Annotated in this window: 26 protein-coding genes, 2 tRNA genes and 3 pseudogenes; 18 read left to right on the top strand and 13 right to left on the bottom strand. The window is 58.4% G+C overall.

Going from position 1 to position 24,539, the window contains the following annotated elements; genetic code table 11:
* Positions 1–98: 98 nt before the first annotated feature.
* The gene (locus AC1DIS_RS03755) at positions 99–1,760 is read right to left on the bottom strand and encodes an OFA family MFS transporter (protein ID WP_018929215.1); all 1,662 of its coding nucleotides are present in this window, start codon (positions 1,758–1,760) and stop codon (positions 99–101) included.
* 264 nt (positions 1,761–2,024) lie between these two features.
* Here AC1DIS_RS03755 and AC1DIS_RS03750 point away from each other — a divergent pair, with 264 nt between their 5' ends.
* From AC1DIS_RS03750 to AC1DIS_RS03730, 5 genes are all read left to right on the top strand, one after another.
* On the top strand, positions 2,025–2,429 hold the full coding sequence (locus AC1DIS_RS03750; protein ID WP_018929216.1) for an acetyl-CoA sensor PanZ family protein: 405 nt from the start codon (positions 2,025–2,027) through the stop codon (positions 2,427–2,429).
* A gap of 77 nt (positions 2,430–2,506) precedes the next feature.
* On the top strand, positions 2,507–4,741 hold the full coding sequence (locus AC1DIS_RS03745; RefSeq protein WP_086944141.1) for an AsmA family protein: 2,235 nt from the start codon (positions 2,507–2,509) through the stop codon (positions 4,739–4,741).
* Positions 4,738–5,805 (top strand): A/G-specific adenine glycosylase, encoded by a 1,068-nt coding sequence (gene mutY / locus AC1DIS_RS03740; protein WP_477744124.1) that lies wholly within the window; start codon positions 4,738–4,740, stop codon positions 5,803–5,805. The genes AC1DIS_RS03745 and mutY overlap by 4 nt, the downstream gene beginning before the upstream one ends.
* On the top strand, positions 5,802–6,074 hold the full coding sequence (locus AC1DIS_RS03735) for an oxidative damage protection protein (protein ID WP_018929219.1): 273 nt from the start codon (positions 5,802–5,804) through the stop codon (positions 6,072–6,074). Before mutY ends, AC1DIS_RS03735 begins: the two co-directional genes overlap by 4 nt.
* Positions 6,075–6,177: 103 nt before the next feature.
* Positions 6,178–6,253 (top strand) — tRNA-Phe (locus tag AC1DIS_RS03730).
* Between the two features lie 84 nt (positions 6,254–6,337).
* Here AC1DIS_RS03730 and AC1DIS_RS03725 read toward each other — a convergent pair.
* Positions 6,338–6,787 carry a hypothetical protein gene (locus AC1DIS_RS03725; protein ID WP_086944143.1) on the bottom strand — a complete coding sequence of 150 codons (450 nt, stop codon included), beginning with the start codon at positions 6,785–6,787 and terminating at the stop codon, positions 6,338–6,340.
* A gap of 263 nt (positions 6,788–7,050) precedes the next feature.
* Between AC1DIS_RS03725 and AC1DIS_RS03720 the strand changes: the two are divergent.
* The 4 genes and pseudogenes from AC1DIS_RS03720 to AC1DIS_RS03705 all read left to right on the top strand — a co-directional run.
* Positions 7,051–7,617: pseudogene (locus AC1DIS_RS03720) on the top strand (DUF1016 N-terminal domain-containing protein); the annotation flags it as partial.
* Positions 7,618–7,792: 175 nt separating this feature from the next.
* A complete protein-coding gene (locus AC1DIS_RS03715) occupies positions 7,793–8,767 on the top strand; it encodes an alpha/beta hydrolase family protein (RefSeq protein WP_258612971.1) in 975 nt (324 codons plus the stop codon).
* A 37-nt stretch (positions 8,768–8,804) separates the two neighbouring features.
* Positions 8,805–9,221 carry a hypothetical protein gene (locus tag AC1DIS_RS03710; protein ID WP_305410823.1) on the top strand — a complete coding sequence of 139 codons (417 nt, stop codon included), beginning with the start codon at positions 8,805–8,807 and terminating at the stop codon, positions 9,219–9,221.
* Positions 9,222–9,227: 6 nt separating this feature from the next.
* The gene (locus tag AC1DIS_RS03705) at positions 9,228–9,680 is read left to right on the top strand and encodes a hypothetical protein (RefSeq protein WP_064615876.1); all 453 of its coding nucleotides are present in this window, start codon (positions 9,228–9,230) and stop codon (positions 9,678–9,680) included.
* Positions 9,681–9,756: 76 nt separating this feature from the next.
* On the opposite strand, the gene gabP is transcribed toward AC1DIS_RS03705, so the two are convergent.
* The gene (gabP, locus tag AC1DIS_RS03700; RefSeq protein ID WP_018929225.1) at positions 9,757–11,148 is read right to left on the bottom strand and encodes a GABA permease; all 1,392 of its coding nucleotides are present in this window, start codon (positions 11,146–11,148) and stop codon (positions 9,757–9,759) included.
* A 553-nt stretch (positions 11,149–11,701) separates the two neighbouring features.
* On the opposite strand from gabP, the gene AC1DIS_RS03695 reads away from it, so the two are divergent.
* From AC1DIS_RS03695 to AC1DIS_RS03665, 7 genes and pseudogenes are all read left to right on the top strand, one after another.
* Positions 11,702–12,475 (top strand): ABC transporter ATP-binding protein, encoded by a 774-nt coding sequence (locus AC1DIS_RS03695; RefSeq protein ID WP_477744123.1) that lies wholly within the window; start codon positions 11,702–11,704, stop codon positions 12,473–12,475.
* A gap of 13 nt (positions 12,476–12,488) precedes the next feature.
* Positions 12,489–13,235: an ABC transporter substrate-binding protein gene (locus tag AC1DIS_RS03690; protein ID WP_477780770.1), complete on the top strand. Its 747-nt coding sequence runs from the start codon at positions 12,489–12,491 to the stop codon at positions 13,233–13,235.
* 78 nt (positions 13,236–13,313) lie between these two features.
* Positions 13,314–14,009, top strand: coding sequence for an ABC transporter permease (locus AC1DIS_RS03685; protein ID WP_019651467.1), 696 nt, complete (start codon positions 13,314–13,316; stop codon positions 14,007–14,009).
* Complete coding sequence (locus tag AC1DIS_RS03680; protein WP_007897471.1) at positions 14,006–14,695, top strand: ABC transporter permease; 690 nt, start codon at positions 14,006–14,008, stop codon at positions 14,693–14,695. Before AC1DIS_RS03685 ends, AC1DIS_RS03680 begins: the two co-directional genes overlap by 4 nt.
* Positions 14,676–15,905 carry a methyltransferase gene (locus tag AC1DIS_RS03675; RefSeq protein ID WP_477744122.1) on the top strand — a complete coding sequence of 410 codons (1,230 nt, stop codon included), beginning with the start codon at positions 14,676–14,678 and terminating at the stop codon, positions 15,903–15,905. Before AC1DIS_RS03680 ends, AC1DIS_RS03675 begins: the two co-directional genes overlap by 20 nt.
* Before the next feature lie 336 nt (positions 15,906–16,241).
* Positions 16,242–16,406, top strand: a pseudogene (locus tag AC1DIS_RS03670) (FkbM family methyltransferase); the annotation flags it as partial.
* A gap of 78 nt (positions 16,407–16,484) precedes the next feature.
* Positions 16,485–16,560: transfer RNA gene (locus AC1DIS_RS03665), tRNA-Thr, on the top strand.
* Positions 16,561–16,699: 139 nt separating this feature from the next.
* Here the strand turns inward: AC1DIS_RS03665 and AC1DIS_RS03660 are convergent.
* From AC1DIS_RS03660 to AC1DIS_RS03635, 6 genes are all read right to left on the bottom strand, one after another.
* On the bottom strand, positions 16,700–17,449 hold the full coding sequence (locus AC1DIS_RS03660) for a hydroxypyruvate isomerase family protein (protein ID WP_477744153.1): 750 nt from the start codon (positions 17,447–17,449) through the stop codon (positions 16,700–16,702).
* 179 nt (positions 17,450–17,628) lie between these two features.
* Positions 17,629–17,907, bottom strand: coding sequence for a hypothetical protein (locus AC1DIS_RS03655; RefSeq protein ID WP_032830984.1), 279 nt, complete (start codon positions 17,905–17,907; stop codon positions 17,629–17,631).
* A gap of 43 nt (positions 17,908–17,950) precedes the next feature.
* The gene (locus AC1DIS_RS03650) at positions 17,951–18,349 is read right to left on the bottom strand and encodes a carboxymuconolactone decarboxylase family protein (RefSeq protein WP_007939479.1); all 399 of its coding nucleotides are present in this window, start codon (positions 18,347–18,349) and stop codon (positions 17,951–17,953) included.
* A 314-nt stretch (positions 18,350–18,663) separates the two neighbouring features.
* The gene (locus AC1DIS_RS03645; RefSeq protein WP_064615873.1) at positions 18,664–19,374 is read right to left on the bottom strand and encodes an SDR family NAD(P)-dependent oxidoreductase; all 711 of its coding nucleotides are present in this window, start codon (positions 19,372–19,374) and stop codon (positions 18,664–18,666) included.
* Positions 19,375–19,417: 43 nt separating this feature from the next.
* A complete protein-coding gene (locus AC1DIS_RS03640) occupies positions 19,418–20,074 on the bottom strand; it encodes a DsbA family oxidoreductase (RefSeq protein ID WP_477744116.1) in 657 nt (218 codons plus the stop codon).
* Positions 20,071–20,292 (bottom strand): tautomerase family protein, encoded by a 222-nt coding sequence (locus tag AC1DIS_RS03635; RefSeq protein WP_007939483.1) that lies wholly within the window; start codon positions 20,290–20,292, stop codon positions 20,071–20,073. The genes AC1DIS_RS03640 and AC1DIS_RS03635 overlap by 4 nt, the downstream gene beginning before the upstream one ends.
* 196 nt (positions 20,293–20,488) lie before the next feature.
* Between AC1DIS_RS03635 and AC1DIS_RS03630 the strand changes: the two are divergent.
* Positions 20,489–20,740: pseudogene (locus AC1DIS_RS03630) on the top strand (ATP-binding protein); the annotation flags it as partial.
* 655 nt (positions 20,741–21,395) lie between these two features.
* Positions 21,396–22,322 carry a LysR family transcriptional regulator gene (locus tag AC1DIS_RS03625; RefSeq protein WP_477744115.1) on the top strand — a complete coding sequence of 309 codons (927 nt, stop codon included), beginning with the start codon at positions 21,396–21,398 and terminating at the stop codon, positions 22,320–22,322.
* Here AC1DIS_RS03625 and AC1DIS_RS03620 read toward each other — a convergent pair.
* From AC1DIS_RS03620 to AC1DIS_RS03605, 4 genes are read right to left on the bottom strand one after another with little or no spacing between them, the layout of a single operon-like run.
* Entirely contained in the window at positions 22,239–22,556 is a 318-nt protein-coding gene (locus AC1DIS_RS03620; RefSeq protein WP_007939492.1) for an AzlD domain-containing protein, read from the bottom strand. The two genes, AC1DIS_RS03625 and AC1DIS_RS03620, sit on opposite strands and share 84 nt — an antisense overlap.
* Positions 22,535–23,251, bottom strand: a complete 717-nt coding sequence (locus AC1DIS_RS03615; RefSeq protein WP_018929283.1) for an AzlC family ABC transporter permease — start codon at positions 23,249–23,251, stop codon at positions 22,535–22,537. The genes AC1DIS_RS03620 and AC1DIS_RS03615 overlap by 22 nt, the downstream gene beginning before the upstream one ends.
* Positions 23,248–23,661: a GNAT family N-acetyltransferase gene (locus AC1DIS_RS03610; protein ID WP_173861173.1), complete on the bottom strand. Its 414-nt coding sequence runs from the start codon at positions 23,659–23,661 to the stop codon at positions 23,248–23,250. The genes AC1DIS_RS03615 and AC1DIS_RS03610 overlap by 4 nt, the downstream gene beginning before the upstream one ends.
* A gap of 46 nt (positions 23,662–23,707) precedes the next feature.
* Positions 23,708–24,454 carry a 2OG-Fe dioxygenase family protein gene (locus tag AC1DIS_RS03605; RefSeq protein WP_477780769.1) on the bottom strand — a complete coding sequence of 249 codons (747 nt, stop codon included), beginning with the start codon at positions 24,452–24,454 and terminating at the stop codon, positions 23,708–23,710.
* Between the last annotated feature and the right edge of the window lie 85 nt (positions 24,455–24,539).

Below are 24,539 nucleotides of genomic sequence, written 5' to 3'. Positions count from 1 at the left end.
TGCTGTCGGGGATAGACATGTCCGTACAAGCATCTCAGGACCACTGATCGCTCACACGCAAGCGTGTGAGCGATCAGCTACAGGGGTGATGCGTCTACTTAGTGGAAGAGGACAGCCGTTTTCTGCAGCGTCACCCAAACACCCCACGCCAACGGAATCCCTACCACCAGCCACGCAGCCACCGCCAATGGTTTGGTGCCCGCATCCGCTTTCCACTCCAGCACGGTGCTGGCGTCAGCACCCTTGTCGTGGCCCAGCGCCTGTTCGGCGGCCAGTTCGGCGTCGGTCATGAAGTACTTGTCCGCCACCGGACGCACCAGCAGGTTGCAGATGAAACCCAGCACCAGCAGGCCCGCGAGGATGTACAAGGTGATGTCGTACGCCGCGGCACGTTCAACACCGATGCTCAGCTGATATTCACGCAGGTAGTTCACCAACACCGGCCCCAACACACCCGCCGCCGCCCAGGCTGTCAGCAGACGACCGTGGATCGCGCCGACCATTTGCGTACCGAACAAGTCCGCCAGATAGGCAGGAACAGTCGCAAAACCACCGCCATACATCGACAGGATGATGCAGAACGCCGCCACGAACAGCGCAACACTGCCCAAGTGACCGAGGTTCGGGATCAGCGCGTACAGGGCGAAACCCAGGGCGAAGAACACAAAATAGGTGTTTTTGCGACCCAGGTAGTCCGAGAACGAAGCCCAGAAAAACCGGCCACCGATGTTGAACAGGCTCAACAGACCGGTGAAACCGGCAGCAATGGCGGCGATCGAGGCCAGTTGCGAAGCGTCCAGTTGACCGAACGTCAGGTCGTTGCCAAGCAATTTACCGGCGAACACTTCCTGCAACAGCGGCGAAGCCATGCCGAGGATGCCGATACCCGCCGACACGTTCAGGCACAGCACCAGCCATACCAGACGGAATTGCGGGGTTTTCCACGCCACATTCACATGCACATGACGGTGCGTGATCATCGCGTTCGAAGCTTTTTTCGCCGGAGCCGTCCAGCCTTCAGGCTTCCAGCCTGTTGGTGGAACGCGGTAGGACAGTGCGCCACCGATCATGAACACGAAGTAGATCGCGGCCATCACCAGGAAGCTCTGCCATACACCGACGCTGGTTGGCGAAGCAAAGTGGCCCATCAGGGCCGCAGCCAGTGGAGCGCCGACCATCGCGCCACCACCAAAACCCATGATCGCCATGCCGGTCGCCATGCCACGCTTGTCCGGGAACCACTTGATCAGGGTCGAGACCGGTGAGATGTAGCCCAGGCCCAGGCCGATACCGCCAATGACCCCGGAGCCGATCCACATCAGCCAAATCTGGTGGGTATAGACCCCCAGCGCCGAAATCAGCAGACCGCCACACCAGCACAGTGCCGATACAACGCCCGCCTTGCGAGGACCGGCGTGTTCGAGCCAGCCGCCCCAGATCGCTGCCGAGCAACCCAGGAAGATGAAGAACAGGGTGTAGATCCAGCCAAGCATCGAGATCGGCCAGTCGCATTGCGACGAAAAGACCTGAGCGATGAAGCTCATGTCCGGCGCGCAAGCCACGGCTTTGGTGACGCCCAGGGCCTTGGACAGTGGCAGCCAGAACACCGAAAAGCCGTAGGCCATGCCGATGCAGAGGTGGATGGCCAGAGCGGCCGGTGGTACAAGCCAACGGTTAAAACCGGGCTTGGCGATGATGCGTTCCTTGGACAGGAACGCGGGCCGGTCGGCAAAGCCGTCCGCCGTAATGCTCGTAGTCATGGTGTTTCCCCCAATTATTAGTAGGGTTCGCCAGCCGCTCCTCACCCCCAGCCTTTATGCACGCAGACATGACTGTTTTTAGGTGAAGCTTCATTTTGGTGCGACATCACGTCGCAGAAGGACGGACGAACGGGCAGAGGTTACCATTTGCACGTGACAGAAAAACCAAACTGATATCACGTTTTGTATGTCATCCGATCTCGTACCACTGGATGAACATTGTTTTCACGGGGAATGGCTCCGTTCAACTTCACAGGAATTTCCATGCCGATCATTGTCGAGCTGCTGAACCAGGTCACTTATCAAGATCAGCAAGATCTGCAGAAGATCTACCGCGATGCCCCGAGCTGGCTGTTTGCGCCGTTTACAGGGGATGCTGAGCTGATCGAAAGCTGCTTGCGGGACGGCTCGCTGGTCGCCGGACGCTTCAACGATCGGTTGCTGGGCGCAGCACGTCTGCAACGGCACCATGACACCTGGCATTTGTCCCATTTATGCGTACGAAAAATCACCCGCCGCCGTGGTGTTGCCGAGCGCCTGGTAAGCGAAGCGCAGAAAATGGCGGTGCAATCGGGCGCGACATTGCACCTGCTGGCGCCCGCCGGGCACCTAGAAGCCCAGGCGCTGGCGGCTAAGCTGAAAGTGCCGCTGGATGTGCTCCCGACATGATCGCTGACCGGGCGGCCACTTCGGGGCGCTATACTCCCCGGCTAAATTTCGAATTCGACTAATACAAGGACTCGCCCATGAAAGCGTTCGGCAAAATCCTGGGTCTGGTACTTCTCGGGCTGTTGCTGATCATTGTGGCGCTGGGCTTTGCCCTGACCCACCTCTTCGATCCCAACGACTATAAAGACGAGATTCGCCAGATTGCCCGCGACAAGGCCCACATCGAGCTGACGCTCAATGGCGATATCGGCTGGAGCCTGTTCCCCTGGCTGGGCCTGGAATTACACGAAGCCAGTGTGGCGACCCTGGCCAAGCCCACCGAGCCGTTTGCCGACCTGCAGATGCTCGGTCTGTCGGTCCGCGTGATTCCGCTGCTGCGCCGCGAAGTGCAGATGAGCGATGTGCGCGTCGAAGGCCTGAACCTGCGCCTGAACCGTGACAAGGACGGCCATGGCAACTGGGAAGACATCGGCAAGGTGCCGGCACCTGCGGCTGCGACGACCTCGACCACAACGCCCGCCACCACCGGCGAACCCGCACCAACGACCACCGCCCAGGCCGAAAAACCGGCTCAGCCGGTCCGCCTGGACATCGACAGCCTGACCGTCAACAACGCCCGCGTTGAGTACAGCGACGAAAAAACCGGCAAGCAGTTCAGCGCCGAAAGCATCCAGCTGAGTACTGGCCCGGTCCATGACTCGACCAACATCCCGGTCAAACTCACGGCGTTCCTGGGCACCAACCAACCAGTTCTGCGGGTGCGGACCGAGCTGGCTGGCGAGCTGCGCTTCGAGCGAGCGCTGCAACGCTACAAGTTCGAAGACATGAAACTCTCCGGCGAAGTCGCTGGCGATCCGCTGCAAGGCAAGACCATGACCTTCGCCGCTCAAGGTCAGTTGCTGCTGGACAAGGCCGCCAACGTCGCCGAATGGACTGGCATCAAGATCTCCGCCAACCAGTTGCGCGCCTTGGGTGAACTGAAAGCGAACGACCTCGACAAGACCCCGCAAATCAGCGGCGGCCTGTCGATTGCCCAATTCGACCTGGCAAAATTCGTCGACAGCATCGGCCAGAAACTCCCGGCGATGGCCGAAGGTAGCCTGAGCAAAGTTGAACTGGTCAGCCAGGTTGCCGGCACGCCGACCAGCCTGTCGCTCGATAACATCAACCTGAAACTTGACGACAGCAACTTCAGCGGCCGCATCGCCATCGAAGACTTCGCCAAGCAATCGCTGCGGGCAACCCTCAAGGCTGACACCTTCAACGTCGACCGTTACCTGCCGCCGAAATCCGCCGAAGCCAACAGCGCAACTCAGGTACGCAAGGCCGAAGTGGCCAGCACCGAGGCCGATGCCCTGGCCGGCCCTGGCAGCACACCGCTGCCGCCATCACCGACCAAAGGCCCGTGGAGCAGCGACCGCTTGTTCCCGGTGGAGCGCCTGAGCAAACTCGACGTGGACGCCGACCTGACCTTCGGCCAACTGACCCTCGACAAACTGCCGATCCAGAACGCGGTGCTCAAGGCCAACGGCCAGGGCGGCCTGCTGACCCTGGAGAACCTGCGCGGCGATCTGTACGACGGTAACTTCGAAGCCAAGGGCACCCTGGATGTTCGCCAGCAAGTGCCAGCGCTGAACATACAGACGCGCATCAACAACGTGCCGGTGGAGAAAATCCTCGAGGGCCAGGGGAAAAATCCACCGGTCAAAGGCCAGGTCACGCTCAACAGCACCCTGACCGGCAGTGGCAATAGCGAGAGCGCGCTGATCGACAGTCTCAACGGCAACGCCAGCTTCGTCATCAACAACGGCATGCTGCTCAATGCCAACCTTGAGCAACAACTGTGCAAAGGCATCGCCACCCTGAATCGCAAAACCCTCAGTGGCGAACCACGGGGCAAGGACACGCCCTTCGAGGAGCTCAAGGGCAACCTGACTTTGCGCAACGGCGTGGCCAATAACCCGGACCTGAAAGTGCGCGTCCCAGGCATGACCGTGAACGGTAACGGCGACATCGACCTGCGGGTGCTGGGCATGGATTACCGCCTGGGCATCATCGTCGAAGGCGACAAGAGCGACATGCCGGACCCGGCCTGTCAGGTCGGCGAGAAATACGTCGGCATCGAATGGCCGCTGCGCTGCCGTGGCCCGCTGGAGCTGGGCGCCAAGGCTTGCCGCCTCGACAGCGAACGCATGAGCCAGGTCGCCAGCAAACTGGCCGGCGAGCGCATCAGCGAAAAAATCGACGAGAAGCTTGGCGATAAAGTCAGCCCGGAACTGAAAAACGCGCTCAAGGGGCTGTTCAAGCGATGAGAGCCGAGCAGTTTTCAACGGCCGTGCTGGATTGGTACGACCGCCATGGCCGCCACGATTTGCCTTGGCAACAGGGCATCACCCCTTATCGGGTGTGGGTCTCGGAAATCATGTTGCAGCAGACCCAGGTCAGCACGGTGCTGAACTACTTCGACCGGTTCATGGCCTCGCTGCCAACCGTCGAAGCCTTGGCCGCAGCACCGGAAGACGAAGTACTGCACCTGTGGACCGGCCTCGGTTACTACACTCGCGCGCGCAACCTGCAAAAGACCGCGAAGATTGTGGTCGCCGAATATAGCGGCGAGTTTCCACGTGATGTGGAAAAACTCACCGAGCTGCCGGGTATCGGCCTGTCCACCGCCGGGGCGATTGCCAGCCTGAGCATGGGTATCCGCGCGCCGATCCTCGACGGCAACGTCAAACGGGTCCTGGCGCGCTTTACTGCGCAAGAGGGTTATCCGGGCGAGCCGAAGGTCGCCAAACAGCTGTGGGCGAACGCTGAGCGCTTCACGCCGCATGATCGGGTCAACGCCTACACCCAGGCGATGATGGATCTGGGCGCCACGCTCTGCACCCGCAGCAAGCCGAGCTGCCTGCTCTGCCCACTGAAAAAGGGCTGCGAAGCACACATGCTCGGCCTGGAAACCCGCTACCCGATCCCCAAGCCACGCAAAGCGGTGCCACAGAAGCGCACGCTGATGCCGATGCTCGCCAACGGCGACGGCGCGATTCTGCTTTACCGACGCCCTTCCACGGGCCTGTGGGGCGGTCTCTGGAGCCTGCCGGAACTCGATGACCTCGACGACCTGCAACATCTGGCTTCGCAGCACTCGCTGGAACTGGGCAGCCAGCAGGCACTGCCGAGCCTGGTGCACACCTTCAGTCACTTTCAATTATCCATCGAACCCTGGCTGGTGCAGGTCCAGGAGGCCGGCCATCACGTGGCCGAGGCCGACTGGCTCTGGTATAACCTCGCCACCCCGCCGCGCCTGGGCCTTGCCGCCCCGGTCAAAACCTTGCTCGAGCGCGCGGCCGCCGTATTGAACGCAGGAGAGTCGTCATGACCCGCACCATCATGTGCCGCAAGTACAAAGAAGAACTGCCCGCCCTGGAGCGCGCTCCATTCCCGGGTGCAAAAGGTCAGGACATTTTTGACCACGTCTCGGCCAAGGCCTGGGCCGACTGGCAGAAACACCAGACCCTGCTGATCAACGAAAAACGCCTGAACATGATGAACGCCGAAGACCGCAAATACCTTCAGGGTGAGATGGACAAATACTTTTCCGGCGAGGAATACGCCAAGGCTGAAGGCTACGTTCCACCTGCTCAATAATTGATCAAAATTCGGGGTCGGCACGTAAGCGACGGTAATAATTAAATATTTTTTGAAAACTTGCTTGACGACCCCCTGAAAAACCCGTTTAATGCGCCCCGTTGCCCAGATAGCTCAGTCGGTAGAGCAGGGGATTGAAAATCCCCGTGTCGGCGGTTCGATTCCGTCTCTGGGCACCAAATACCGAAAACCCTGAATCGCAAGATTCAGGGTTTTTTTATGCCTGCGATTTAATCGGACATCACGCAAGCCACCTCTCCTGACTAGTTTTGACCGCCCCAGTGGAAAACCAGATTGCGAGCGGCACCACTGCCCACATCCGCCGTATCACGCCGCACCTCACCTTTATGCGTGGCGATAACGGTGTACTTGCCGGCAGGCAGCTGAACGTAAACCAACGGCCCAGCCTCACTCAGTGTCAGCACGGTCTGCCCTGCGGCTTTCTGAATAACCAGATCCACATCGGGAACGTATTCGTCCTGAGGCCCGGTGGAGAATGTCATGTGCAGGTTGTAGCCCTTGGTTTGCTGAATGGCTTTAGCCTCGTCCTCTCCAATCCCCCCGGACAGGTAGGTAATCCCGTTTTGTTGTTGCTGCTGGACTTGCACGGCCGAGCTGTCAATTGGCTCAAGGCTGGCGGCGTTAAGCGCGACTGGCAACAGCAGTACGCCGACAGCGGCGATGGGCAGCATGAATGAATGGACGTACTTCATGATGGCGACTCCCGGGTTACGTAGAACCCACTCGTTACTCCTTTTAGATTTATCGCCGAATACTCAAGTTTTAGATCGATTCGGAATTGAGCTCACTGCGAATCGGACTACACGATCTGCTCCTCAAGTACGAGCTGTAGTCGGTGGTGTCCTGCAAGACGAATCCGGTATTTCCTTCCGATTTACCAGCAGCGCCCGGCATCGTCGACTATCGCTCTCCTGCCATCCTCTTGCGCCTGTTCCCTCCAGCTGCGGAAGATGTCATGAGCCACCTCAAACCCGATAACACTCAAGATCCACAAATGGTTTCACTGCTCGGCAGTCTGGGCGAGCTGATCCGTGAAGCGCGCCAAAAGGTGCTGCGAGCGGTCGATACCGTTCAGGTGCAAACCTGTTGGCAGATCGGCCGGCATATTGTGGAATTCGAACAGGAAGGCGCTCGGCGGGCGGCTTATGGCAAGCAGCTGCTGTCGACACTGGCGCATACACTGACAGCGGAGTTTGGGAAAGGCTTCGACGCCTCTAATCTCCGTTACATGCGCCAGTTCTATCAAGCATTCCCGATTCGTGACGCGCTGCGTCACGAATTGAGCTGGACCCACTACCGCAGGCTGCTGCGAGTCGACAACGACAACGCTCGCCACTGGTACATGAACGAATCAGCGCTCCAGAACTGGTCAAGTCGCGCCCTCGAGCGTCAGATCAACACCCTCTACTACGAGCGCCTGCTGGCGAGTCGCGACCAGTCTCCCGTCAAACAGGAAGCCGCCATCAACATCCAGCAAATGAACGCCAGCCCTCGGGATTTCATCCGGGATCCGGTGCTGCTCTAGTTTCTCGGCCTGCCCAATGCAGTCCTGAGCAAGGAGGAACCTCATGCAGAACCGGATAGGGAACGGGATGCTTGAGGAGCGGTTACTCAAGCGCCCCCGATAAGCGCGGGCAGATTGTTCATAAACGGCATGACGACTATGGTGAGTAACTCGTCGCAAAGGTTCAAAGCCGATGAACTTACAGGACATGCCCTCACTGGCCCCGACGCAACTCGAGTTGCCGTTGCCCACCCGCACACCTGGCGAATCCTTCAGGGAGCCCGCCGCCGATGGCTTCCTCCTTGGCGGCTTCACCTGGCGACACCCCCATCAAGACCCAACTCGCCCGGTGGTTATCGTCAACGCTGCCACCTCTGTCCGTTGCCGACACTATTCGCGCTTCGCCGATTACCTGTTCGCCAACGGCTTTGACGTGATCACTTATGACTACCGTGGCATCGGCGAGTCGCGTCCCGCATCACTGAAAGGGCTCGAGGCCTCATGGTCCGACTGGGGCGCGCTGGATTTCGAGGCGATGCTGCAAAGAGCGCAACGCGAGTTTGCAGGACAACCCATCAATGTCGTCGGCCACAGCTTCGGCGGCTGTGCTGCGGGGCTGGGGGCCTCCGGGCATTTGATCCGACGCCTGGTGACAGTGGGCGCGCAGTTCGCTTACTGGCGCGACTACGCCCCCGCTCATCGCTGGCGGATGTTCGCCAAGTGGCACGTGGTGATGCCGTTGATGACGATGCTTTGCGGCTACTTCCCCGGCAAACGCCTGGGTTGGCTCGAAGACACCCCCGCCGGCGTGGTTCGCGACTGGAGCACGCCCAGCAACCGATATGAGAAACGCCCCAGCGGTCGCCTCATCCACGCCAGAACCGGTCGACTGCCCTTCGCCAACGTCAGCGCACAAACCCTGGCCATCAGCCTCAGCGACGATCCCTACGGCACGATTCCAGCCATAGAACGCCTGCTTGGCTACTTCACCGGCAGTACAAATACCCACCTGAGAATCACACCTGAGGACATCGGCGAAGAAGAAGTCGGACATTTCGCCTTTTTTCGCAGCGCATACCAAGCCACACTATGGCCCATTGCATTGTCCTGGCTGCAGACCGGCGAGCTGGCCCCCGATACACCCGGGCGGCGAGTGCCACGCAACTGATTGATGCACCCTCTCAACGAATTACGGAATGACGCCCATGGCCTCCGCCAACAAGCAGAACAAACGCGCCTCCCGCGCCAAAGCCAAGGCCAAGCAGAACCGCACCCAGCGGGTCGCCGCGCCGGTCGAGCTGGACCCGAACGACGATCGCATCGACTTCGAATCGGTGGACCTGACCGAATTGTTCAAAAAAATGATCGACGCCGAAAAGTCCAGCCAGCAGGCAATGTGCACAGCCTTCCTTGAAGACCCGCTGCTGGAGCTGGTGTACGAACAGGAAGGCGAAGAAGGCGCGATGGACTTCATCCTCGCGGCGCTGATCGAATACCGCCAATGGTCCACCGAGACCGACGAGGCCGGTGCACTGGCGTGGATCGAATCGCCGGCCTTCCAGGCTGATTACGTGGCGGCGTCCGACGCCATCGCGGCCCAAACCCAACAGAAAACCCACTGAGTTCCCATGGCATCCCTGAATAAGCAACAGAAACGCGCCAAACGCGCAAAAGCCAAAGCCAAACAAATCCGCATGGTCGGCAGAAAGCCTGCCGATCTGAATGATGACCTGGGTGAGATCGGCGAGCCGATCCCGGAATACACCCTGGCGATGTTCAGCAAAATGCGTGACGCCGAAGCCACCAGCCGCAACGACATGCTGCTGACCCTGCTGTCGAACCTTGCCGGGATTATCAGCGACCATCCAGAACTGCTGGACATGGAAAACGCCGACAACGAAGCCATGGCCGCCACACACCTGGCCGCCGACATGCTGATCGACTACCGCATGTGGGCCGATGGCATGGACCGCGATACCGCCCAGGCCTGGCTGACCGATCCGCAATTCATCACTGACTTTGGTGATGCGCTGGACAGTTATCGTCAGTCGCTGGATGCGCAGGAAGAAAAGGGCGAGTAAACACTCCTCCTCTTCAGAACTGAAAACGGCCGCGTGTCATCACTGACAGCGGCCGTTTTGCGTTACGCGGTACGGATCAGCTCAGCACCACAGCGCCCAGTTTCTGCAGCTTGCGACGACGCGCCACAAACAAACCGGCAGCCACCACCAACACGCTCAGCAGACCCGTCGCGAGGATCTCCACGCGATGCGCTTCCTGGAACAGCATGATGGTCAGGGCGGCGATGATGAATACGATCACCGCGTAGGTCAGACCCGGGAACAGCCACATGCTGAAGGCGATTTTTTCACCACGAGCCATGCGCTGTTTGCGCATACGCAGTTGCGAAAATGCGATCACCAGGTACACCAGCAACGCGATGGCGCCAGAGCTGGCCAGCAGGAATTCGAACACGGCAGCCGGGGCCACGTAGTTGGCGAAGACTGCAAGGAATGCCGCAGCGGTCGACAGCATCACGGCCCAGTAAGGTGTGCCGCTGCTATTGGTGCGCTGGGAAACGGCCGGCGCGTCGCCGCGTTTGCCCAGCGAGAACATCATCCGCGAAGCGGTGTAGAGCGCGGAGTTCAGGCAGCTGGTGACCGCGACCAGAACCACGATATCAACGATCAGCTTGGCATTCGGGATCCCCATGCGCTCCAGCACGGTCTGGTAGGAACCGACGCTGGCCAGAATCGGGTCGTTCCACGGCACCAAGGCCACAACGATGAAAATGGAGACGAGGTAGAACAAGCCAATCCGCCAGATGACCGAGTTGGTGGCCTTGGAGATCTGCTGGCCAGGGTTCTTCGATTCCGCGGCCGCAATGGTCACGATCTCGGTGCCCATGAAGGAAAACATGGTGGTCAGAATGGCGCCGAGCACCGCGCCCATGCCGTTTGGCAGGAAGCCTTGAGTGTCAAACAGGTGCGACACACCGCTGACCTGGCTGGTGGGCAGGAGGCCGAAGATCGCCAGAATGCCCAGACCGATAAAGCCGATGATCGCCACGACTTTGACCAGGGCGAACCAGAACTCGAACTCGCCATAGTTCTTCACGCTGAACAGGTTGGTCACCGTCAGCAGTAACGTGATGACCAAGGTGAAGGCCCAGATCGCCACGTTCGGGAACCAGGCATGCAGAATGGTCGCCGCAGCGTTAGCTTCCAGCGGGATGACCAAAACCCAGAACCACCAGTAGAGCCAGCCGATGGTGAAACCGGCCCAGTGACCGATCGCACGATCGGCATACGTCGAGAAGGAGCCTGTATCTGGCGATGCAACGGCCATCTCGCCGAGCATGCGCATGACCAGAACCACCAGCGCACCGGCGGCAGCGTAGGCCAACAACACGGCCGGGCCTGCAGCGGCGATGGCGTGGCCGGAGCCGACGAACAGGCCGGCACCGATAACCCCGGCGATCGACAGCATGGTCACATGACGCGGTTTGAGCCCCTGTTCGAGGCCATTGGAGCTTTGCGTACTGCTCATTGAAACTACCTTTGCCTGGAAATCGATTCAGTCCACCCTGCCTGAAAATCCCTTCTCGTAAAAAGAATCCAACAGAGTGTTCCTTATTCTGCACGCAATAATTGCGCCAAAATGTTTCACGCCCCCGGTATACGCGGCCTGTGCGCCGATGGAGCGCTTATCGCAAGTCATTGAGATTAATGGCATTTAGCCAGAGCGTTACCTTGCCACCCACTTCAGGAACGAATCCATGCACCGGAAACACACCCAAAAAGGCAGGCGCGCACAATAAAAGTGCAGATCAGGAACGTTTGGCCGGTTAGCGCTTCCAACACCCCGCCAAAGCTGGCAACATCGCGCCTTTTTTTACGGGACAGCCGGACCACATCGGGTTCAAACGGCTGTTCGGTTGATAGCAGCGCGACAGTCTGCTGTACCGATGCGACAACCTGCCACACGCCATCCGTTTACCGTCCCGAGCGCTGTTGGCTGCCATTCGAACGCTATGCTAGCTTGGCCGCCTCGCCAGGAAGGCGACCAACAGCAGGAGCGCAACACACTATGAGGAACGCACATGGCTGAGGCCACGCCCGCGCTTGAAATCCGCAACTTGCACAAACGCTACGGACAGCTTGAGGTGCTCAAAGGCATCTCGCTGACCGCCCGCGACGGCGACGTGATCTCGATCCTGGGCTCCTCCGGTTCCGGCAAGTCCACGTTCCTGCGTTGCATCAACTTGCTGGAAAACCCGCACCAGGGCCAGATCCTGGTAGCTGGCGAAGAACTCAAGCTCAAGCCCGCCAAGAACGGCGAACTGGTCGCTGCCGACGGCAAGCAGATCAATCGCCTGCGCAGCGAGATCGGTTTTGTGTTTCAAAACTTTAATCTCTGGCCGCACATGACCGTGCTCGACAACATCATCGAGGCCCCGCGCCGCGTACTCGGTCAGAGCAAGGCCGAGGCCATCGAAGTCGCCGAAGCCCTGCTGGCCAAGGTCGGCATCGCTGACAAGCGCCACGCCTACCCCGCACAACTCTCCGGCGGCCAGCAGCAACGTGCAGCCATCGCCCGCACTTTGGCGATGCAACCCAAGGTGATCCTGTTCGACGAACCCACCTCCGCCCTTGACCCGGAAATGGTCCAGGAAGTACTTAATGTCATCCGCGCGCTGGCCGAAGAAGGCCGCACCATGCTGCTCGTGACCCATGAAATGGGCTTCGCCCGTCAGGTTTCCAGCGAAGTGGTGTTCCTCCACCAAGGCTTGGTAGAAGAACAAGGATCGCCGCAGCAGGTGTTCGAAAACCCGCTTTCGGCGCGCTGCAAACAATTCATGTCCAGCAACCGCTAACGGAGCTACCCGCATGCAGAACTTCAAAAAGATCTTCCTGGCTGCGGCCGTCACCCTGGCCTTCAGCGCCGGTGCCGCCGCCGAGACCTTGAAGATGGGCATCGAAGCGGCCTACCCGCCGTTCAACAATAAAGATGCCAGTGGCAATGTCGTCGGCTTCGACAAAGACATCGGCGACGCCTTGTGCGCCAAGATGAAAGTCGAGTGCACCGTGGTCACCTCCGATTGGGACGGCATCATCCCGGCCCTGAACGCCAAGAAGTTCGACTTCCTGATCTCCTCGATGTCGATCACCGATGAGCGCAAGCAAGCGGTGGACTTCACCGCACCGTACTACTCCAACAAACTGCAGTTCATTGCCAAAAAAGACGTCGACTTCAAGACCGACAAGGCTTCGCTGCAAGGCAAGGTGATCGGGGCCCAACGCGCGACCCTGGCCGGCACCTGGCTGGAAGACAACATGGAAGGCGTCGAAGTCAAACTCTACGACACCCAGGAAAACGCTTACCTGGACCTGACTTCCGGTCGTCTGGACGGCATCCTGGCCGACAAGTACGTCAACTATGAATGGCTGAAAAGCGACGCCGGCCGTCCTTACGAATTCAAGGGTGACCCGGTTGAAGAAAGCGACAAGATCGGTATCGCCGTTCGCAAGAACGACCCGATCCGCGAGAAGCTGAACGCTKCGCTGAAAGAAATCGTTGCTGACGGCACCTACAAGAAGATCAACGACAAGTACTTCCCGTTCAGCATCTATTGATTCTGACCTGCCCGACCGGCGCCGTTCGCTGACGGCGCCAGTCCTTGGCATTGCCTGCCGCGATTTGAAAAGAAATCCATGATTATCGACCTCTACGGATTCGGCCCGGCGCTCGCCGCTGGCGCACTGATGACTGTGAAACTGGCACTCTCGGCCTTGTGCCTGGGGCTGGTGCTCGGTCTGCTCGGCGCCTTGGCCAAGACTTCCCCGTACAAGCCGTTGCAATGGCTTGGCGGCACTTATTCAACGCTGGTTCGCGGCATCCCCGAATTGCTCTGGGTGCTGTTGATCTACTTCGGCACAGTCAACCTGATGCGTGCGCTGGGTGAGTTCTTCGGCAACCCCGAGCTCGAACTCAACGCCTTTGCCGCCGGCGTGATTGCGCTGGGGCTGTGTTTCGGCGCCTATGCCACGGAAGTGTTTCGCGGGGCGATTCTGGCGATTCCCAAAGGTCACCGTGAAGCCGGTGTGGCCCTGGGCCTGTCGAAATTCCGCATCTTCACCAAGTTGATCATGCCGCAGATGTGGCGCATCGCCCTGCCGGGCCTGGGCAATCTGTTCATGATTCTGATGAAAGACACTGCGCTGGTATCGGTCATCGGCCTTGAAGAAATCATGCGTCACGCGCAAATCGGCGTGACCGTATCCAAGCAACCGTTCACCTTCTATATGGTGGCTGCCTTCATGTACCTGAGCCTGACCATTCTGGCCATGACCGGCATGCACTTTATGGAACGACGTGCCGCTCGCGGCTTCGCGAGGAGCACCCAATGAATTGGGAAGTCATCATCAAGTGGCTGCCAAAACTGGCTCAGGGCGCGACGCTGACCCTGGAACTGGTGGCCATCGCCGTGATTGCCGGGTTGCTGCTGGCAATTCCGCTGGGCATCGCTCGCTCATCGCGACTCTGGTATGTGCGGGCATTCCCCTACGGCTACATCTTCTTTTTCCGTGGCACGCCGTTGCTGGTTCAGCTGTTCCTGGTCTACTACGGCCTGGCGCAGTTCGATGCGGTGCGTAACAGCTCGATGTGGCCGTACCTGCGCGATCCGTTCTGGTGCGCCACCGCGACCATGACCTTGCACACCGCGGCCTACATCGCCGAGATCCTGCGTGGCGCGATCCAGGCGATTCCACCGGGCGAGATCGAAGCGGCGCGGGCGCTGGGCATGTCCCGGGCCAAGGCGTTGTTCTACATCATGCTGCCACGTGCTGCGCGTATCGGCCTGCCGGCGTACAGCAACGAAGTGATCCTGATGCTCAAGGCCAGTGCCCTGGCCAGTACCGTGACCCTGCTGGAACTGACCGGCATGGCCCGCACCATCATTGCTCGCACCTACCTGCCGGTGGAGATCTTCTTCGCCGCGGGCATGTTCTATCTGCTGATGGCTTACGTGCTGGTGCGCGGCTTCAAGCTGCTGGAGCGCTGGTTGCGCGTCGATGCCTGCCAAGGGCGTTGATGCCTGCGTGCTGACGGGCGAGACCCTGCTCGCCCGCTTCGCTGCGCTGGATGCTTTTCTGATCGAGCATCAGGCGCTGTGGAAGCCCCGACCGTTTACCCATCTGCAACTACCCTGGGAAGCGTCCTACCCGGAACTGGCGTTGTGGCTACGCGGGCGGTCGCTGGAAGATGCGGAAAACAGTCATAACCAGCCTGGCTGGCTCGATGCACCGGAGCCGTTTGCTTCATTGGCGGCGATGTCTCTTGAGCTGAGTGCGGTGGGCGAATTGCCAGCTCGTGCACTCGAAGCGGCGGGCCATCGGTTGAATGTGGATGTGCCGGGGCGCAAGTGGCAGCAGATTGAAGCGTTCGCCGGCTGCTTGCAGTTTGCCCGTGCACCGACGCATTGGCTGGACTGGTGTTCGGGCAAGGGCCATTTGGGGCGACGCCTGCTGCAAACCGGTCAACAACTGACCTGCCTGGAATACGACCCGGCGTTGGTCGCCAGCGGCGAGGCACTCAGCCAGCGCCATCAAATGCATGCGCTGCATGTCGAACAGGATGTACTCGCGCCTGGCGCAGCCTCTTTATTGAATGCCGATCACACGCCCGTAGCGCTGCACGCCTGCGGGGATCTGCATGTGCGGCTGATCCAGCTCGCCAGTGCCGCCGGGTGCAAACAACTGGCTATCGCACCGTGCTGTTACAACCGGATCAGTCTGAACACCTATCGGCCACTTTCCTGTGCGGCCGAGCGCTCCGACCTACACCTTTCCCTCGATGATCTTGCGCTGCCGATGAGCGAAACCGTCACCGCCGGCGCTCGCGTCCGACGCCAGCGCGACACCTCCATGGCCCGGCGCCTGGGGTTCGACCTGCTGCAACGGCAACTTCGCGGTGTCGACGAATACCTGCCCACCCCTTCCCTGCCCAGCGCCTGGCTGGACAAACCCTTCTCCGATTACTGCCGCGATCTGGCCGCACTCAAAGACTTATCCACAGTCGGCACGCCAGATTGGACCGAACTGGAAGCCGCCGGTTGGCAGCGACTGGCCGAAGTGCGCAACCTGGAGCTGCTGCGAGGCCTTTTCCGACGGCCTCTGGAGCTGTGGCTGGTACTCGATCGGGCACTTTTCCTCATTGAGCAGGGTTATGTCGTTCGTCTCGGCACCTTCTGCGAATCCCCACTCACACCGCGCAATTTCCTGCTTCTGGCAGAGCGCCCTTAAACAGTCACAGCCTGTGGATAACTCTGTTGATGGAATTATCGTGGATCCAATATCCACGCTGTTTTACGCCCAAAACACTACTGGTCATTTTTTGTTCACAAAAATAAAAAACCCGTAAAACAGGCATTTGCGGACAAATGAGAACGAGTCCACAAAAGCGCAATGATCAAGCAGATTCCGCCAGCCCGTTGTGCATAAGCATTCAATCAAAACGACATAACCGCCGAATTCCGGACACCACGGCGAAAAATTGCGCCTGGCAATGCCCCTTGCTATACACGCATACGAGGGCGCCGACAGTGCGGCCATGAACAAGAAAAATCTTCGACCGTGACGTTCTGCAGAGGCCATCAATCCAGCCACCCCGTCACCAACACCGAAAACCACCTCCCCGCCGCCCTGCAACGCGCTGAACACGCCGAAGCGCAACTGCGGGCGATGCAAAACAGCCGAGCCTGGCGCACCCTGCAGAAACTCAAGAAAGTACTGCATCGCGCCTGACCGAAAGCCTGCGCAAAAATAGTCTGAATTCAGGGGTTTACAGAACCAACCCAATCGCTATAATCGTCGCCCTGACACGCCGGTATAGCTCAGATGGTAGAGCAACTGACTTGTAATCAGTAGGTCCCGGGTTCGATTCCTGGTGCCGGCACCATACAAAACAAAGCCCTCGTAGAAATACGAGGGCTTTGTTGTTTCTGGCATCTAGAGAGGCAGCCCTTGTAGATACCGTCTTAACCCTCCCCTGCGCCAAATCTACCTGCACGCCGCCCCATCACAATTTCACTTCAGCGCTAAGCACTTAACTGCCTAATCCAGTCAAGACTCGCCACGGTAGAACCGGAAGGCCGGTATTCACACCCGATCCATCCTGTGTAGCCACGCTGCTCCAGCGCTGCGAACAAGGCTGCAAAGTCGATGCTCCCCGTTCCCGGCTCGTGGCGCCCCGGGCAGTCGGCAATTTGCACATGAACTGTTCTGTCGTAAAACCGAGCCAGAACATCTGCTGCGTCTCCGGTCAGAAGCTGGGCATGGTAAAGATCGAGGATCAGCCCGACACTCGGGAAGGTTTCCAGCACTTGTTGCGCCTTGCTGAAGTCAGCCATGTAATAGCCCGGCATCTCCTGCGCACAGATTACTTCGATAAGCGGCCGCAAACCCTGATCCTCGAAGTACTTGACGGCATACTCCAGGTTGCTCCCGAAGACACGCCCTGCGTCATCCTGCGTCGTAACACCAGACATAATGTGGACATCCGAACATGCCAGCGCCTTTGCATAGCTGGCGGCCCGGAGCAAACCGTTGCGAAACTCTTCCTCCATGCCCTGCAAGGCAGCGATGCCTTTGGTAACACCAGCCGGTGCAGCGAATTGAATCAATGGCAGACTGTATTGAGCCAGATGGTCGGCCAAGAGACTCGCGTCGAACTCATAGGGTGATGGGAACTCCACCGCCCGAAAACCAGCTGCGGCGGCTGCTTCGATGCGTTGCAGAAAAGGCAATTCATTGAATTGGAAGCCGAGATGAGCATTGAACTTGAGCATTGGGTAAATATCCATCCTGGGAAGAAACGAAATCATCAGCCTGAAGCATCCTTCGTAGCTCCAGCACAGCACTATAGGTTGACGTTGTCAGCAAGCTCAAATCGTGCGGGACTTTTTTGCTCAAACCAGGGATACGACGATTTCCATTTGGGAAAATAACGTTGCCCCTTTTCCACTTCTCAGAGGTCATTGTCCCCAGATACCGCTCCTGGCTGGGGCTCTTTGCCAATAAAAGGGGCGGTTTCCACTTCCAGCATCAGCAACACCATTTCCGTCAACTCGGCGTCGGACTTCTGTCCCGCATAGAGGTCATGGAGTGCTTTGGCAAAGGGGATGCGCAGGTCCTGGTTTTCTTCGCGGGCGGTATCGCTGGATTGCATGAGTTCGCTGATGGCTCGCAGCACAGCCGCTTGCCACCGAGCGGTGGTCCTGGGACCACCGCTGGTGATTGCAATCAACTTATCCTTCGTCAGCTGGCGAAGGGCAGGTTCTCGCAACGGCTTATGCGGCTTTGGGTTGCGAGTGATCTTTGACATACCGGACGATACTCAGCGTTTCCTGCCGGAACTGCTCGTAGTCGATCTGCTGGGCGTTAATAAAGGTGCTGCCCATCATGGTCAGCGAGCCCATAAAGCTGGCTTCGGAAATTTCCTCGTCGCTCGCGCCAAACAGGCGCGCGGCTTCGGTATGGAACAGAGCGCAATACTTGCAACGGGTCGCCCCGGATACCGCCAGACCTATCAACTCCTTGTACTTATTAGGAATCTTGGTATCTGCCAGCCAGAAATCCCGGGCTACGCCCCAGAATCCGATCGCGCCGCCTTCCGGCATCTGCTTGATCCACTCCGGAACCAGACCCAGGGTCTGTTCAATTTCCTGATAGGTATCACGAATGGCCATTTGACACCTCCTTACCTCTGTAGAGACATCTTCTATAGAGATATAAATAGTTTAGTTCCCTGGCGGCCATGCCAGAGCCGGCTGCAGCACGACTTCAGCAAATGAACTCTTAACCATCGTAGAAACAACAGGATGGATTTAGACTTTTCGGGCGCAATGACGCACCGCTCAGTACCTGGAGTTATCAGACTTGGCGGGTTGGCTAAGGGACGATCTTCGGATGATGCACGTGCTGGTAAAGCGTGCACCATACAAAACAAAGCCCTCGCAAAAACGCGAGGGCTTTGTTGTTTCTGATGTTTAGAAAACAGGTCTTAGTGACCCGCACTCTGCCCGCCATCAACGTGCAGAATTTCCCCGGTGACAAAGTTGGCGCTGTCCAGATACACAACAGCCTGAGCAATATCGCTGATCTCGCCCATGTGCCCAACCGGATGCAAACTCCCCAGCGCTTCATGGGTTTCCTCTCCGTGCATCGGCGTTTTGATGATGCCGGGGCTAACCGCATTCACTCGAATCCCGCGCTTGGCGTACTCGATGGCCAGTGATTTGGTCGCCGCGTTCAAGCCACCTTTGGTCAACGAAGCCAGTACCGATGGCACACCGTCAATGGCGTGGTCCACCAGGCTGGTGGTGATGTTGACGACGTGGCCTTTGCCCTGCTTCTCCATCTCGGTGATCGCAAGTTGGGTGATGTAGAAGAAACCATTCAAGTTCACCGACAGCACCGCGGCATAGTCTTCAGGGGTGTAAGCAGTGAACGGCTTGGCGACGAAGATCCCGGCGTTGTTGACCAGGGTGTCGATGCGGCCAAAACGTGCGATCGCTTCACGAATGACTTGCTGAGCGACCGCCGGGTCGCCGATGTCGCCCGCCACGGTAAGGATGTCCGGGTCGGTGGACGGTTTGATCGAACGCGAGGTGGCGACAACCTTGTAATCGAGATCACGGAAAGCCTTGACCATGCCTGCGCCGAGACCTTGGGAGGCGCCAGTAATTACGATGACTTTTTTCGAATTGCTCATGATGAACCTCTACTCATAAATGATGGTTTGAAAAAGTGATTAATCAGGCTTCAACAGGCGCCTGCGCCATTTGTCTCAACATCTGTTCGTAGTACTCGACCGATTGCGAACCGGACACCAGGTGACGGCCGTTCAGCACCATGGCCGGTACCGAATTAATGCCGCGCTCGCGGTAAAACACTTCAAGCTCACGCACTTCCTGGGCAAACGCTCCGGACACCAACACCTCACGCGCACTCGCCGCATCCAATCCCACTTGCGCCGCCAGCCGAACCAGCGTCTCGCGATCGTTCGGGTTCTGGCCGTCGGTGAAATAAGCACGCAGCAGGGCTTTCTTGAGTGCGACCTGACGCCCTTCCTGCAACGCCCACAACAGCAATCGGTGAGCATCGAAGGTGTTATGGAAGTGGGTGCGCTTCTCCAGATCGAACTTGAACCCGATGGCCTCGCCACGAGCGATCTGCATCGCTTTACCGGCGGCGACGTCCTCGGCGCTGCGCCCATACTTGCGCATCAAGTGCGCAACCGCGTTCTCGCCTTCGGCCGGCATGTCGGGGTTCAGTTCGAAAGGCTTGAAAGTCAGCTCGACCGAGACTTCACCCGCCATGTTCTCGATCGCTTGCTCCAGCGCCGTTGCACCCAAGGCGCACCACGGGCACACCACATCGGAAATGAAATCGATGGTGACGGAGGCGGTCATGACTGCCCCTCCGCCTCAGCCAGTTGCTTGCGGTACTGGGTGGTGGTGATACCGGCATAGCCCCAGTTATCGGTGTCGACTTCCTCGATCACGATGTGGGTCAGGTCCGGGCGTTTGTTGAGGACGCGTTCCAGGGTTTCAGTGATTTCGGCGATCACCTGAGCTTTCTGCTCCGAGGTAACACCATCGCGGGTAATGCGTACGCTGACAAAAGGCATGATGAGTCTCCAGTGACCTGCCCTTCGGGATGAATGGGTAGGTGGGTGGAGCTCAATGTAGGAGGTTGGTTAGGGGGGATAAAGGTGGGGGCGGGAACATCATTAGTGACGTGGTGTAATGAGTCCGCACTCAGGCCAGATCTTAACCTTTATGCTAAATTATGGCTGGCCAATAATTATGGCGTATCCATAAAAAGAGGTGGTCGACCAAGCGAAAACAGATTTGGTGCTGATCATCGACGAAGTGCAGCACGCGATTCCCTCCGACGACGGCAATCAACTGCTCCTGGCACTCAAAGCCGCTCGTGATGCAATAAACCCACGCCCTAATACACCTGGCTACTTTCTGTTCATCGGAACGGGATCGCACAGGGCGCAAGTCAGCGAAATGACTGCAAAGCGGAACCAAGCATTTTCCGGTGCAACGTCGGCGGCTTATCCGGTGTTGGGCATGGGATTTATGCGATTACGGATCAGTTTGTTCAGGAGAGTTGGTTGGAAGAACGAGCGTTGATTGACGCCAGTTAGAATCCAGATGAAGCATGTAGCTCAATGCCGACTGGCCATTGAACGGTGCGGCGGTGTTGGGCTTTTCCGCAGCCTGAAAAGACGCCGACATACGGTCCGACACACACGTTGACACCCCCACTATAGGGGCAGAGAATTAAATCGAGAGCGCGAAACCGACTGCCTCCAAGTGGCAATAGTYGGCGGAGGGACCTCGTTGATGACTTGGAAATCGACGCCTGGTGAGACCTCTTCTCCCCTGCTTGAGGGAGCACAATATCAAGCACCTTTTTCATGAAAGCAGCCTGATCAGGCTGCTTTTTTTTTGCCTTGGGAAAAGGTTTCGTTGATAAAACAAGCAGCCAAAAAACGCCCACACCTCCCCCATCCGGGCCACTTTCTTGACCCCGATCATCTCCCCTCCAACAAAAATCTCGATCCTGTGCAAGCCTCCAGCCATCGGACGCAGAATCATTTCGCTACTAAACTCGGGACAAGCATGCTCTGGTGCAGGATCATAGCCAGCACGCGACCCACGCCCACCGGGCGGCAAGGTACACAACAATAGCCAGCCCACTTTAGAGGGCATTACCCAAATGGATAGCAGAACCTTACGCAACCTCATGCGCATCGTGCAGACCGGCTCGTTGTCGGCGGCGGCAGAGCATTCCTTTTTGACCGTGCAGGCATTGGCCGCGCAGTTGAACAAGGTCGAAGAGCAGTTCGGTTTTCGGTTGTTTCGTCGCTCCAACAAGGGGCTGACCCTGACCACACAGGGCACGGAGCTCACGCCCTACATGGACAAAGTGTTGGTCGCCACGCGGCAGCTGGAAGAGAAAGTCGCCGCGCTCAAGGTGCCCGGGCAGCGCACGCTCAAGGTTGCGCTTAACACCACGCTCTCGGCCGACTTCAACCGGCGAATGATCGAACGCCTCATCGAGGTGTTTGCTGATTATCAGCTGGAATTCAGCTACGCCGAGTCGATGGAAAACCTCAGCAAGTTGAAGAATGAGGACTTCGACCTGGCCGTGCTGATCGGGCCGCAACAGCCGGGGTTGCCCAGCATTGCCCTGCCCGATGTGCAAGTGCAGGTGGTCGGTGCTCATTGCGGTCAGGAAAACGACCCGCTGGTGCTGCTTGGCAATAAATTTCAGGTTCGGCCGGCCGACGACTGTCCGTATTCCCACAGCTTCTTGCGATTTCTCGACGCAGGCCTTGGCAACTACGAGTCAGGCAAGCGGATGATCTATTCCTGCAGTGAAACCCTGACCCTATCGTTGATCACGCAAATGGACGGACTGGGCATGGTTTCCCGTGAGGCGGCCCTGCGTAACGGCCTGACCATTTTCCCGGGGTTCGAGGACTCCCTCGAAGTGCGGCTGGCGATCAATAATCCCGAGTTGTCGGGTCAGGCCTTGAATGAAGTGGTCGATCTGCCGTTACATGAACGAGCCGAGCGCAATGTACGCAGCCGTTCCCACCGCAACGGAGAGAAAGAGATTTTTGCTGAAATACGCACATAACAACGTCGGAATGGCTGCATAAAATTCCGGGCGATCGAGCTGCACATGCTGATCCTTGATCAACAGGGGCGTGAGGCTGATGGCAGCCACGATCGCCACCGGCAGGTATTCCAGCGCCCGGGCGACCAGAGGTGGCCAATGATCGGTGTTCACCTGCAGCGGCAACGCGCGTGGCAGGAATGTCACGGCCATCATCAGCGCGACGACCAGGATCAGGAACGTTTGGTCAGGCATACACCCACTCCGCAGCCCACGAATGTGGCGATGAATACGTTGAAGGGTGAGTTGCCAATCAGGCTCAGTGCACCCATGCAAGCGACCGCGGCCAGTGCGGCGATCAGTTTGTTGCGGGTGTTGCAGAGCGATACCAGCACGTAGAGCATCATCGCGGTCAGTGCATAGTCGAGCTGATATTTGATCAGGTGCGCCGCGTACTGCGCGCAGATCGCCCCCAGCAAACCGCCGAGTACCCACGAGGTGTGGCAATACAGATTGAAGCCGATCAGGTAACGCACATTGACCGGCGAGCCCTTGCCCAGTTTGACGCTGTGGAAGGCGAACGATTCATCGGTCAGCCCACCGGCATAACACCAGCGTTCCAGACGACTGAGCCCCAGCGCTTGCAGGGCCTTGGCCATATAGACCGACATCAGCATGTGCCGCGCATTGATCAGAAACGTGGTGAGGATAATGGTGGTCAGCGACGCACCGCTGGAGATCAACGCCAGGGCGGCGAACTGTGAGGCACCGGCGTAGACGAACAGGCACATCGCGACCGGCAGCCACACGGGCATCCCGGCATTGACGGCCATCAGACCGAACACAAACGACACCGTGAAGTAGCCCGCAACCACCGGGCTGGCTTCAGCAAACGTGCGCGAGGGCTGGGGCTCGACCATCAGCGGCTGGCTGCTGGACGTCTCATTCATAGGTCCCTCTCAAAGGTAGTTTCGCCGCGCGGCTCACAAAAGCCCTGGGCACTCCAAAAGCGTTTGCCGGCAAGGTTAGCATCGTCGACGAACAGGAACATCCGCAGCACACCCACCCGTTTCATGTCCGCCGAGGCCGCTTCCACCAGACGTTGACCGACGCCCTGGCTGCGATACAACGTGCTCACCGCCAGGTGATTGATGGTGCCACGGCTACCAAGCATGCCGCCCAACACCGCGCCGACCACTTCGCCACCGACATCGAGTGCGAGGAACGCGGTGGTGGTTTTCTGCTCCAGCACACCGCGCAGGCATTTGGCGTCCTGCCATTCACAGAAAGACACTTCTTCGAATTGCCGAAAGAAGCGCTCCAGGCGTTGGGCATCCTTGGCCGTCGCGCGTCGCAGCATCACCGGTGCAGAGCACTCGGTGATGTTCATCATGGGGTCGAACTGTTCAGCGAACAATGTCGAAAGCGGTCCCGGGCCGCGAGAAGGAAATGGCCAGAATCTGCCGATAGGCCATTTCGTGAGCATGGGTGTTGCGCGCCGGTGTCACGTAGTGACGCATCTCGCGATCGAGGAAGTAGGTGGTGTCGAGGATTTCCAGATAGGTCGTTGCCGCCAGCTGTTCCTCTTGGGCCGAATACAAACGGCTCTCCGCCCCGTCCACATTGTTGCGACCCCAGAAATGCACACCGCTGAACGGATAACCGTCGCAATGAATACCTTCCGGGGTGATTTCCAGTTGCTTGCCCGGCYTGATCTCGATGCGGATCTGATGAATCTGGCATTGCCAAATTGCGTCGTGCAGTTCCGGCGGCAATACGTGTTTGTACACCTCGAAATCCGTATCGATCAGGCTGCGCATCACCGGCGAATTAATGACCTCATTAGAGAAGTCCTGGAAGTGCCGCTCCAGTCCACCGACGTAGCTGTTGTTGGCCTTCGATTGCACGTAGGCGCGGTGTTCCAATTGCTTCAAGTCACGGGTGACCGGGTTGTATTCAAAATCGCTGTAGCGACGAAAACGCATGCCCGCATCGGCTTGGCCGTAATAACTGTCCGGCTCCATGTTTTCCCAACTTTTGGTCAGTCTGACGAAGTCGGAAAAATGACCGAAGAGGTTGAAGTCGGCTCCCTGGACGTTGACATACTTGTCGCGCCGTAGCGATTCACCAACTTCTCTGTTCAACACGATCATTACTAGGTCTCCGCTGCATTAAGCGGCCTAATCTAGTAGGTGCCGGATTGACGGCCCATGAGAAAGAATTTCAGGCATATCAAGC

It is taken from the genome of Pseudomonas sp. 05N433 (assembly GCF_056396925.1).
The sequence above is the reverse complement of the archived record's forward strand: the minus strand, read 5'-3'. Positions and strand labels throughout refer to the sequence as shown.

What these genes read in the sequence shown, in the direction of transcription:
- AC1DIS_RS03755 (WP_018929215.1), bottom strand. Translation starts at nt 1,760, where the DNA reads ATGACTACGAGCATTACGGCGGACGGCTTTGCCGACCGGCCCGCGTTC.
- AC1DIS_RS03750 (WP_018929216.1), top strand. Translation starts at nt 2,025, where the DNA reads ATGCCGATCATTGTCGAGCTGCTGAACCAGGTCACTTATCAAGATCAG.
- AC1DIS_RS03745 (WP_086944141.1), top strand. Translation starts at nt 2,507, where the DNA reads ATGAAAGCGTTCGGCAAAATCCTGGGTCTGGTACTTCTCGGGCTGTTG.
- mutY (WP_477744124.1), top strand. Translation starts at nt 4,738, where the DNA reads ATGAGAGCCGAGCAGTTTTCAACGGCCGTGCTGGATTGGTACGACCGC.
- AC1DIS_RS03735 (WP_018929219.1), top strand. Translation starts at nt 5,802, where the DNA reads ATGACCCGCACCATCATGTGCCGCAAGTACAAAGAAGAACTGCCCGCC.
- AC1DIS_RS03725 (WP_086944143.1), bottom strand. Translation starts at nt 6,787, where the DNA reads ATGAAGTACGTCCATTCATTCATGCTGCCCATCGCCGCTGTCGGCGTA.
- AC1DIS_RS03715 (WP_258612971.1), top strand. Translation starts at nt 7,793, where the DNA reads ATGAACTTACAGGACATGCCCTCACTGGCCCCGACGCAACTCGAGTTG.
- AC1DIS_RS03710 (WP_305410823.1), top strand. Translation starts at nt 8,805, where the DNA reads ATGGCCTCCGCCAACAAGCAGAACAAACGCGCCTCCCGCGCCAAAGCC.
- AC1DIS_RS03705 (WP_064615876.1), top strand. Translation starts at nt 9,228, where the DNA reads ATGGCATCCCTGAATAAGCAACAGAAACGCGCCAAACGCGCAAAAGCC.
- gabP (WP_018929225.1), bottom strand. Translation starts at nt 11,148, where the DNA reads ATGAGCAGTACGCAAAGCTCCAATGGCCTCGAACAGGGGCTCAAACCG.
- AC1DIS_RS03695 (WP_477744123.1), top strand. Translation starts at nt 11,702, where the DNA reads ATGGCTGAGGCCACGCCCGCGCTTGAAATCCGCAACTTGCACAAACGC.
- AC1DIS_RS03685 (WP_019651467.1), top strand. Translation starts at nt 13,314, where the DNA reads ATGATTATCGACCTCTACGGATTCGGCCCGGCGCTCGCCGCTGGCGCA.
- AC1DIS_RS03680 (WP_007897471.1), top strand. Translation starts at nt 14,006, where the DNA reads ATGAATTGGGAAGTCATCATCAAGTGGCTGCCAAAACTGGCTCAGGGC.
- AC1DIS_RS03675 (WP_477744122.1), top strand. Translation starts at nt 14,676, where the DNA reads ATGCCTGCCAAGGGCGTTGATGCCTGCGTGCTGACGGGCGAGACCCTG.
- AC1DIS_RS03660 (WP_477744153.1), bottom strand. Translation starts at nt 17,449, where the DNA reads ATGCTCAAGTTCAATGCTCATCTCGGCTTCCAATTCAATGAATTGCCT.
- AC1DIS_RS03650 (WP_007939479.1), bottom strand. Translation starts at nt 18,349, where the DNA reads ATGGCCATTCGTGATACCTATCAGGAAATTGAACAGACCCTGGGTCTG.
- AC1DIS_RS03645 (WP_064615873.1), bottom strand. Translation starts at nt 19,374, where the DNA reads ATGAGCAATTCGAAAAAAGTCATCGTAATTACTGGCGCCTCCCAAGGT.
- AC1DIS_RS03640 (WP_477744116.1), bottom strand. Translation starts at nt 20,074, where the DNA reads ATGACCGCCTCCGTCACCATCGATTTCATTTCCGATGTGGTGTGCCCG.
- AC1DIS_RS03635 (WP_007939483.1), bottom strand. Translation starts at nt 20,292, where the DNA reads ATGCCTTTTGTCAGCGTACGCATTACCCGCGATGGTGTTACCTCGGAG.
- AC1DIS_RS03625 (WP_477744115.1), top strand. Translation starts at nt 21,396, where the DNA reads ATGGATAGCAGAACCTTACGCAACCTCATGCGCATCGTGCAGACCGGC.
- AC1DIS_RS03620 (WP_007939492.1), bottom strand. Translation starts at nt 22,556, where the DNA reads ATGCCTGACCAAACGTTCCTGATCCTGGTCGTCGCGCTGATGATGGCC.
- AC1DIS_RS03615 (WP_018929283.1), bottom strand. Translation starts at nt 23,251, where the DNA reads ATGAATGAGACGTCCAGCAGCCAGCCGCTGATGGTCGAGCCCCAGCCC.
- AC1DIS_RS03610 (WP_173861173.1), bottom strand. Translation starts at nt 23,661, where the DNA reads ATGCTGCGACGCGCGACGGCCAAGGATGCCCAACGCCTGGAGCGCTTC.